Source organism: Shigella sp. SIG6 (assembly GCF_053555815.1).
Genome location: NZ_JBQZXC010000151.1, coordinates 1 through 7378, shown reverse-complemented (window position 1 = coordinate 7378; position 7378 = coordinate 1). Strand labels below are relative to the sequence as shown.

Here is a 7378-nt window from a genome sequence, read left to right as displayed (position 1 = left end):
ATCTAAAGGTGCTGTTTACTGATTAAAGTATGAGCGATTTTCTGATGCCTGCCAGGGCGGAGAGATAATGTCAGTTTGCTGACCATGCGTGGAATAATGTTGCCGGATCGGGTCTGAACGCCATCTCCGGCTAACAAAGTAATGTCGCTAAAACTAAACGATGCGGCAGGCGTCGGCTTCCCAGCGGTAACCAACGCCGTAAACGGCGCGGATAAATGACTGTTCGGCGTCGAGAGATTCCAGCTTGCGGCGCAGATTTTTAATGTGGCTGTCAATGGTGCGGTCGGTTACTACGCGGTAGTCGTCATAAAGATGATTGAGCAATTGCTCGCGGGAGAACACTTTTCCTGGTTCGTGAGAGAGCGTTTTAAGCAGACGAAATTCCGCAGGCGTCAGGTTAAGCATTTTACCGCGCCATGAAGCCTGAAAACGACCTTCGTCGATAATCAACGGGCTTTCGGCATCCTGTTGCTGAAGTTCGCGTTGCGGTTTACAACGGCGCAAAATGGTTTTGACACGCGCTACCACTTCCCGTGGGCTGTACGGCTTGCAGATGTAGTCATCGGCGCCAATCTCCAGCCCCAGCAGGCGGTCGATCTCTTCGATTTTTGCCGTCACCATCACGATCGGAACATCGGAAAAACGACGAATTTCCCGGCATAATGTCAGGCCATCGGTGCCAGGGAGCATCAGATCCAACAGGATCAGATCCGGTGGCGTCTGGCGCACATACGCCAGTACCTGATCGCCGTGGCTGATAAGCGTCGGCGCATAGCTCGCAGCACGCAGATAATCAATGAGCAACTGCCCCAGCTTCGGTTCATCTTCCACGATCAAAATACGCGGTGTGTTTTCGTCGATTGGTAACTCGGTCATACTTCTCTCTGTAAATCCCGTTCCAGCGGTAACTCTACTGTAATGCTTACCCCGCCAAAAGGCGAATGGGCGGCAATAATGCGGCCATTATGGGCTTCAACAATGTTCAGGCAAATCGCCAGCCCCAGCCCGGAACCGCCGCTGGCGCGGTTGCGGGAACCTTCGGTGCGATAAAAACGTTCAAACAATTTTTGTAGCTGATCGTCACTGACACCTGGCGCACTGTCGGCAAAGGTCAGGCGCACCGTTTTGTCGTGCTGCTCGGCAGAGATTTTCAGGCTGCCGCCGCTGTCAGTGTAGCGCAGGCTGTTTTCCAGTAAGTTATTGAATAACTGCATTAAACGGTCGCGATCGCCAAATACGGTGATACTGTCTGGCAGGGAAAATTGCAGTTTCAGGCCACGGCTGGCGAATCGTTCGCGAAATGCGCCGCCCGCCACTTCCAGCAGTGGGATCAAATCTACCGGTGCTTTTTGATAGGCGAGAGCGCCTTCATCAGACATCGACAACTGATGAAGATCGTCAACCAGTTTGGTCAGTGTACCGACCTCCGCCTGTAAAGACGCCACCGTCTCCGGCGTGAATTTGCGCACGCCATCCTGAATGGCTTCCAGTTCACCGCGCAGCACCGCTAATGGCGTACGCAGTTCGTGAGAAATATCGGCCATAAAATCGCGCCGCATTTGCTGGTTTTTCTCCAGCGTGCTGGCGAGCTGGTTGAAGTCTTGCGCCAGTTTGCCCAGTTCATCTTCACTGATGGGCGTTACGCGGGTAGTGAAATCGCCCGCCGCCAGTTTGTGCGTGCCATCGACAAGTCGTTTTACCGGTGCCAGCAAACCGCGCGCCAGCAGAAAGGTGGCGAGCGCCGCGAGTAACGTTGCCAGGGCGACGATCAGCCAGCTGGTTTGCCGCTGTTGTTTATCGAAATTGATATCAGTATTGCGGGTCAGCCGCTCAACAGGGGAGGCAATCACCGCGCCCACTTCCGCACCGTTGACCAGAATGGGTCGCCGTGTACCGTCAGGTGGAATCGGCGCTCGCGGACCAACCAGTACTTTGTTGTTTTGATCGACCACCCAGAACTGGGTACGCCAGCCGTGCGGCGGCATACCCGGGCCGGGTTTATCTTCCGAATTATCGTGTTCAAATGAACGCAGGATCTGAAAGACAAAGCGATCGTTGTTGCGCAGGAAGCGCCAGTTACCATGCTGCGCATACTGCTCGCCAAGCGCATCACTTAACAGCTGTAATCGCTGTTCATTGCCGTGTTTGATGTAATCAATAAAGCCACGCTCAAAACTGATACGCACCGCCCAGTGCATACTGATCAGCAAGACAATGCAGGTGGCGAAAATCGCCAGAAACAGTTTGCCGGTAATACCGGGTCGCCAGAACTTCATTGCGCGCTCCTTTTTCGCCGCGAAATAGCTACATTTTGATGCGTATCGTTCGGCACTCTGGCAAAGATGAACGCCGGAAGGGCGATGATAAACGCCATGCTAAGCCAGGTGTACATAAAGACGGTTTGTGTGGTGCCGCTGTCGACGCTGACATGCTGCGAACCAAAAAGCCCCAGCAACAGCCCGGCGATGGTGACGCCGATACTCATCGACAATTGCATAATCATCGACAGCAGGCTGTTTCCGCTGCTCGCCAGATTGTCCGGGAGATCTTTCAGCGTCAGGGTGTTCATGGAGGAGAAACGGGTCGAGTTGACCATCCCTTGTAAAAACAGGACGAACGGCAAAACGTAGTACCAGCCCAACAGAGCGGTAGTCATAAACAACAGGGTGACCAGCGACAGACCCAGCGTGGTCGCTACCAGTACCCGACGATAACCAAAGCGATTCACCACCTGTACCACAATTCGCTTCATTCCCATGCTGCCAAGCACCATCGGGATCATCATCAGTCCGGCATGAAACGGCGAGAAACCGAGGCCAATTTGCAGGAAAACCGGTGTCATAAAGGGCAACATGCCACTGCCAATACGTCCGGCAAAGCTCCCCGCCAGGCCCAGCGAAAAGGTACGAGTGCGGAACAGTTTCAGACTGAACAGGGCGCGGTTGTTATTTCTGGCGTGCAGCAGATAAAGCACCAGTGCCACCACGCCAACTGCGACCAGGCCAGCAATCGCCAGCGGCGATAAACCTGTACCTTTACTGCCGTCCAGCGCCAGGGTTAATACCGCCATGCCAACCGCCAGCAATAAAAAGCCGGAAAGATCAAAGCGCCGCGTCTGCATGGTGTAGTTCGGCATTAACATCAATGTGGCGATCGCACCGATAATCCCCACCGGAATGTTGATCAAAAAGATCCAGTGCCACGACGCGTATTCTACCAGCAGACCGCCGAGCGCCGGACCGAGCAGCGGACCGACCTGACCGGGTAACGTGACAAAGGTCATCGCCGCCATATATTGCTCGCGCGGTACGATTTTCATCACCGTCAACCTGCCGACCGGCACCATCATCGCACCGCCAACGCCCTGTAACGCGCGTGCCAGCAACAGTTCGTTCAGCGTGCCGGAAAGCGCGCAAAACAGTGAACCGAGAGTAAACAGCACGATGGCGGTAAAGAAAATATTGCGCACGCCGACTTTGTCCGCCAGCCAGCCGCTGGCGGGCAGCATCACCGCCACGGTCAGCACATAAGAGACAATGACCATGTGCATATGCAACGGACTTTCCCCGAGGCTTTGCGCCATTGAGGGAAGGGCGGTGTTTACGATGGTGGTGTCCAGCGACTGCATAAAGAAGCCGAAAGCCACAATCCATAATTGCCAGCGGGTGCTGTCGGGAAGATCTGTCATTTACTCGGTTACCGTTTGTTTAGGTTTACGCGAAAAACGCAGCCGCAGACGGTCGAAAAAGAGATACACCACCGGCGTGGTATACAGCGTCAGGAGCTGGCTCATCACCAGACCGCCGACAATGGTGATCCCCAGGAGTTGCCGCAGCTCCGAGCCGTCACCGCCCGACAATACCAGCGGCAGCGCGCCAAACAGCGCCGCCAGGGTGGTCATCATAATCGGGCGAAAACGCAGCAGACAGGCCTGGAAAATAGCTTCCTGCGGCGTCAGGTTACCGTGCCGTTGGGCTTCAAGCGCAAAATCGACCATCATAATGGCGTTTTTCTTCACGATGCCGATTAATAGCATGATCCCTATCAGGGCGATTAGGCTGAACGGGGCATTGAACAGCTCCAGCGCCAACAGCGCTCCAACGCCCGCCGAGGGCAGGGTGGAGAGAATCGTCAGCGGATGTACGTAACTCTCGTAAAGGATACCCAGCACGATATACACCGTGGCGATGGCGGCGATAATCAGGATCACCTGCGAGTTCATCGTCTCCTGGAAAACCTGCGCCGTGCCGGCAAAACTGCCGCGCACCGTCGAAGGCACACCAAGCTGGGTCATTGCGCGATCGATCGCCGCACTGGCGTCCGAGAGCGATTTTCCGGTCGGCAGGTTGAACGAGATGGTCGAGGCCGCCGATAATCCCTGATGATTCACCGATAGTGGGGCATTCGCCGGTTGCCATTTAGCGAAATACGACAGCGGGATCGCTTTGCCTTCGTTATTGATAACGAACATTTTTTCCAGCGCACTGATGTCCTGGGTATAGCGCGGATCCACTTCCATCACCACTTTATACTGGTTCATCGGCTGGTAAATGGTCGAGATTTGCCGCTGACCGAAGGCGTTATTTAACAGACTGTTGGCGGCCTGTACGTCGATTCCCAGCCGTGCCATGGTGTCGCGGTCGTAAACCAGATTCATCTCCGCGCCGTTATCCTGCTGATCGGAGTTCACGTCCGCCAGTTCCGGCAACGTCGCCAGTTTTTTGCGGATTTTCGGCTCCCATTCGCGCAGTGCCGCCAGGTCGTCGGATAACAACGTGTACTGGTAGCTGGCGTTCGACTGACGCCCACCAACGCGAATATCTTGTACCGCCATCAGGAACAGATTCGCCCCCGGTTCTTTCGCCAGCTTCACGCGCAGACGGTCGATAATTTGCTGCGCCGTTTCGCTGCGTTCGTCGCGTGGCTTGAGGGTGATAAACATCATCCCACTGTTAACTCGTGAACCGCCGGTAAAGCCGGTGACATTATCCACTGCCGGATCGTCACGGATAATTTTCATGAAATCCTGCAATTTGCCGCGCATCGCCTGAAACGAAATACTCTGATCCGCCTGTATCCCACCCATCAGTACGCCGGTGTCCTGCTCCGGGAAGAAGGTTTTCGGGATCGAGATATTCAGCGCAATGGTGCCAAGCAGCACCACGCCCACCAGACGGGTATGATTGAGCACCCATTTCAGCGACTTGCCGTAGCCTTGTTGCAGGGCTACCAACATGCGGCCAAAACCACGCAGTCACTTTTGCTCACGCGGCTTGCTGGCTTTTAGCATCCAGCCGCACATCATTGGCGTTAGCGTCAGGGAAACCAGCAACGAAATACCAATGGCGACAGAAAGCGTCACGGCAAACTCGCGTAACAGTCGGCCCGGCAATCCGCCCATCAACAGCAGCGGCAGGAACACCGCCACCAGTGACAGACTCATCGACAGCACCGTAAAGCCGACTTCGCGAGTACCTTGCAGCGCGGCCTGTAGTGGTTTCATCCCCGCTTCCAGATGACGGGCAATGTTTTCCAGCACCACAATGGCGTCATCCACCACGAAACCAGTAGCAATGGTGAGCGCCATCAGCGAAAGATTATTGAGACTGAATCCGCACAGGTACATCGCCGCAAACGTACCAATCAGCGAAACCGGCACCGCAACGGCGGGAATAATAGTGGCGCGACCCGAGCGCAGGAATAAAAAGACCACCAGAATCACCAGCGCCACCGAGATAATCAGCGTTTGCTCGACTTCTTCCAGCGAGGCGCGAATGGTGGGGGAGCGATCCTGGGCAATTTGCAGATCAATCGCCGCCGGAATGGTCTCCTGCAACTCTGGTAATTTTGCCCGGATGCTGTCTACCGTCTGGATAATATTGGCTTCCGGCAGTTTGCGGATCATCAGTAAAATAGCCGGTTTGGCGTTGGTCATCCCGGCGTTGCGCACATCCTGCACTGAGTCAGTCACCGTCGCCACATCGCCCAGACGAACCGCGCCGCCGTTGTTGTAGTGAATAATCAGCGGCTGATATTCAGCGGCGGTTTTCAGTTCATCGTTGGTCTGGATCTGCCAGCGGTGAGTGCCATCTTCCAGCGCCCCCTGCGGTTTACGCACGTTGGCATTGCTGATGGCAGTGCGTACGTCGTCCAGCGACACGCCCTGATTAAACAGCGCCTGCGGGTTCAGCCCGACGCGCACGGCGGGCAGCGAGCTGCCACCGACATCGACATCACCGACACCGTCGATTTGCGAAATCGTCGGAGCCAGCTGCGTCGAGGCGAAATCGTACAGTTCACCCTGCGAATAAGTATCGGATGTCAGCGTGAGGATCATAATTGGCGCATCCGACGGGTTCGCTTTGCGATAGGTCGGGCGGCTGGGCATCCCGCTGGGCAGCAAACTTTGTGCAGCGTTGATCGCCGCCTGCACATCACGCGCTGCGCCGTTGATATCCCGGTCAAAATCAAACTGCAAAATAATGCGCGTGCTGCCGAGCGAACTGCTGGAGGTCATTTCACTAACCCCGGCAATGCGCCCAAGTGAGCGCTCCAGCGGCGTGGCAACGGAAGACGCCATTGTCTCCGGCGACGCACCGGGCAGAGAGGCGCTGACCATAATCACCGGAAAATCGACCTGCGGCAGCGGGGCGACCGGCAGCATACGGAAACCCAGTATGCCGCACAGGGTAATGGCGACCGACAGTAAAATCGTCGCCACCGGGCGGTAAATGAAGAGGGCAAAAAACTTCACTTACGCCTCCTCTTCATGGCGAGCAAAGCGACTTTTGGTCCACAATGCCAGGCGGTCGAACAGCAGATAAATCACCGGCGTGGTGAACAGCGTCAGCACCTGGCTGACAATCAGACCGCCGACCATGCCGATACCTAACGGACGACGCAGTTCCGCGCCGACCCCGGTACTCAACATCAGCGGCAGCGCGCCAAGCAGAGCCGCCAGGGTGGTCATCAGGATCGGACGAAAACGCAACAGACAAGCCTGGTAGATTGCATCGCGCGGCGACATGCCTTGCTCGCGCTCAGCAGCCAGCGCGAAGTCGATCATCATGATGGCGTTCTTCTTCACAATACCGATCAGCAAAATAATGCCGATAATCGCAATCACATCCAGTTCGCTACCGGCAATCATTAATGCCAGCAGCGCGCCGACCCCTGCGGTGGGTAGCGTCGAGAGAATGGTGATCGGGTGAATAAAGCTCTCGTACAGAATGCCGAGCACGATATACATCGCCACCACCGCCGCGACAATCAGCCAGACAGTGCTGCCCAGCGCCGACTGGAAGGCGAGGGTGCTGCCCTGGAATTGCGTGGTGATATCCACCGGCAGATTCAGCGTCTTTTCGGTGTCCATAATCGC

4 protein-coding genes and 1 pseudogene are annotated in these 7378 nt (G+C 55.8%); all 5 read right to left on the bottom strand.

Annotated features, from left to right (window positions below):
- Positions 1-153: 153 nt before the first annotated feature.
- A complete protein-coding gene (gene baeR, locus ACUU1M_RS17575) occupies positions 154-876 on the bottom strand; it encodes an envelope stress response regulator BaeR (protein WP_000137863.1) in 723 nt (240 codons plus the stop codon).
- Positions 873-2276, bottom strand: coding sequence for an envelope stress sensor histidine kinase BaeS (baeS, locus tag ACUU1M_RS17570; protein ID WP_000675136.1), 1404 nt, complete (start codon positions 2274-2276; stop codon positions 873-875). Before baeS ends, baeR begins: the two co-directional genes overlap by 4 nt.
- A complete protein-coding gene (gene mdtD, locus ACUU1M_RS17565; protein WP_000130874.1) occupies positions 2273-3688 on the bottom strand; it encodes an MFS transporter in 1416 nt (471 codons plus the stop codon). Before mdtD ends, baeS begins: the two co-directional genes overlap by 4 nt.
- Positions 3689-6754, bottom strand: a pseudogene (gene mdtC / locus ACUU1M_RS17560) (multidrug efflux RND transporter permease subunit MdtC).
- Positions 6755-7378: efflux RND transporter permease subunit (locus tag ACUU1M_RS17555; protein ID WP_449144710.1), on the bottom strand; the 624-nt coding region annotated here is incomplete at its 5' end.

What these genes read in the sequence shown, in the direction of transcription:
- baeR (WP_000137863.1), bottom strand. Translation starts at nt 876, where the DNA reads ATGACCGAGTTACCAATCGACGAAAACACACCGCGTATTTTGATCGTG.
- baeS (WP_000675136.1), bottom strand. Translation starts at nt 2,276, where the DNA reads ATGAAGTTCTGGCGACCCGGTATTACCGGCAAACTGTTTCTGGCGATT.
- mdtD (WP_000130874.1), bottom strand. Translation starts at nt 3,688, where the DNA reads ATGACAGATCTTCCCGACAGCACCCGCTGGCAATTATGGATTGTGGCT.